Source organism: Streptomyces sp. S3(2020), assembly GCF_013044505.1.
Classification (GTDB): Bacteria; Actinomycetota; Actinomycetes; order Streptomycetales; family Streptomycetaceae; genus Streptomyces.
The window spans coordinates 1-1,443 of sequence record NZ_JABERD010000510.1; the positions used below are offsets into that span (position 1 = coordinate 1).

The window sequence follows — 1,443 nt, forward strand, 5'->3', positions numbered from 1 at the left end:
GGTCTGTCGCTCGCCGGCGAGCCTCTGTCCACGGTCCTGCTGTCTGTGGCTCGTTTGTCGGCAGCGGAGCGTCTGCTCCGTGCTGCCATCCCCTTGTTTTTCAACGATACTGCGACCACCTAGATCTACACGATCCTCTGCGTCGGCATCGTCAGACGTGTATAAGCGACCGGCACGGTCACCTGCGCCCCCGGATACGCGGTCCCGGCCATCTCCGGCCGCGCGTCGAGCGGCACCCCGGACTCGGGCCGGGTCAGCGTCGGTTCGGGCAGGCCGACGGTCACCGCGCAGGTGCCGTGGTCCTTGCGGGTGCCGTGCGCGTCGGTGAGCCGCATCGCGCAGCCGGTCAGCCGGGTGCCGGGCACCGCGTCGGCCGGGACGGCGATGACGAAGGGGAAGGTCTGCGCCTGCCAGGCACTGTCGTCCGTGGCACCCGTGTAGGTGTACGTGGCGCTGTCGCCGTCGGTGTCGACCGCGCCGCGGTAGCCGTGGGCGTCGAGGGGGGTGTCGGTGACCTCGGTGCCCTCGGGGGCGGTGAACGTCAGCCGTGACCCGGCGCCGAGGGCGGGGCCGGTGTATCCGGCGGCCTCCACGATGCCCTCGCGGCCGGGCACGATGGTGACGGTGGCCCAGAGGTCACGGCCGTCGTGCGCGTGGGCGGGCGTCCAGGCCGATGTGATCAGGGTGAGTGCGGTGATACCCAGGGCAGCTGTCTTCCGGCTCATCTCTCGATTCTGACGGGGCGTCGGGGTGAGGGCTTGCGCTGCGCGTCCGTACGGGTCAGCCCCGGCCCGCTGTCGTCAGCAACAGCGCCGCCAGTGCCAGCGCCGCGTCCCTCGGCGCGCCCAGGTCCAGACCCGTCAGTTCCGTGATGCGTGCCAGCCGGTTGTCCACCGAGTTGGGGTGGAGGCCGAGGAGGCGGGCCGTGGCTCTGCGGTCCTGGCGTTGTCCGAGGTGGGTGCGGAGGGTGTCCAGCAGGTCGGGCCGGTCGGCCAGCGGGGCGAGGAGCGCGGCGATGCGGTCACTGCCGTCGCTGGGGCGGGAGAGGTGGTACTCCAGCAGGACGTCGTCCAGCCGGTGCACCCCGGGCGGCCGGCCGCAGGCCCGCGCGACCCGGACGATCTCGGCGGCGACGTACGCGGCGTGCGGCACCCCCGCCGGGTCCGGGGCGAGCGTCACGGCCAGCCGCAGCCCGGGGTCGGCCGCCTCCCGCAGGGCACCGGGCAGGCCCTCGGACACGTCCCTCGCGTGCGGTACGACCGCGAAGCCGCCCCGCGCGTCGAGCACCGCCGGCACCTCCGCCCCGAACTCCCGGTCCAGTTCCGTCTGCACGCGGCGCACCAGACGCCGCTGCGCCACGGAGCCGAGGGCGCCCCGGGGCGTGAACTCCAGCCTCAGGACCAGGGCGGGGGCGTCCGGAGCGGGGCGGCTTCGCGGTCGTAC

The 1,443-nt window shown here is 73.9% G+C and carries 2 protein-coding genes; both read right to left on the reverse strand.

The genetic code is table 11. From position 1 onward, the window contains the following. Window positions 1-125: 125 nt before the first annotated feature. Window positions 126-725 carry a carboxypeptidase regulatory-like domain-containing protein gene (locus HLK59_RS50025; RefSeq protein WP_171148332.1) on the reverse strand — a complete coding sequence of 200 codons (600 nt, stop codon included), beginning with the start codon at window positions 723-725 and terminating at the stop codon, window positions 126-128. A gap of 55 nt (window positions 726-780) precedes the next feature. Continuing rightward, a partial coding sequence (locus HLK59_RS50030) for a helix-turn-helix domain-containing protein (protein ID WP_171148333.1) occupies window positions 781-1,443 on the reverse strand: 663 nt, incomplete at its 5' end.

Bases quoted from the DNA above. Each gene is read 5' to 3' on its own strand.
- HLK59_RS50025 (WP_171148332.1), bottom strand. From the start codon at position 725: ATGAGCCGGAAGACAGCTGCCCTGGGTATCACCGCACTCACCCTGATC.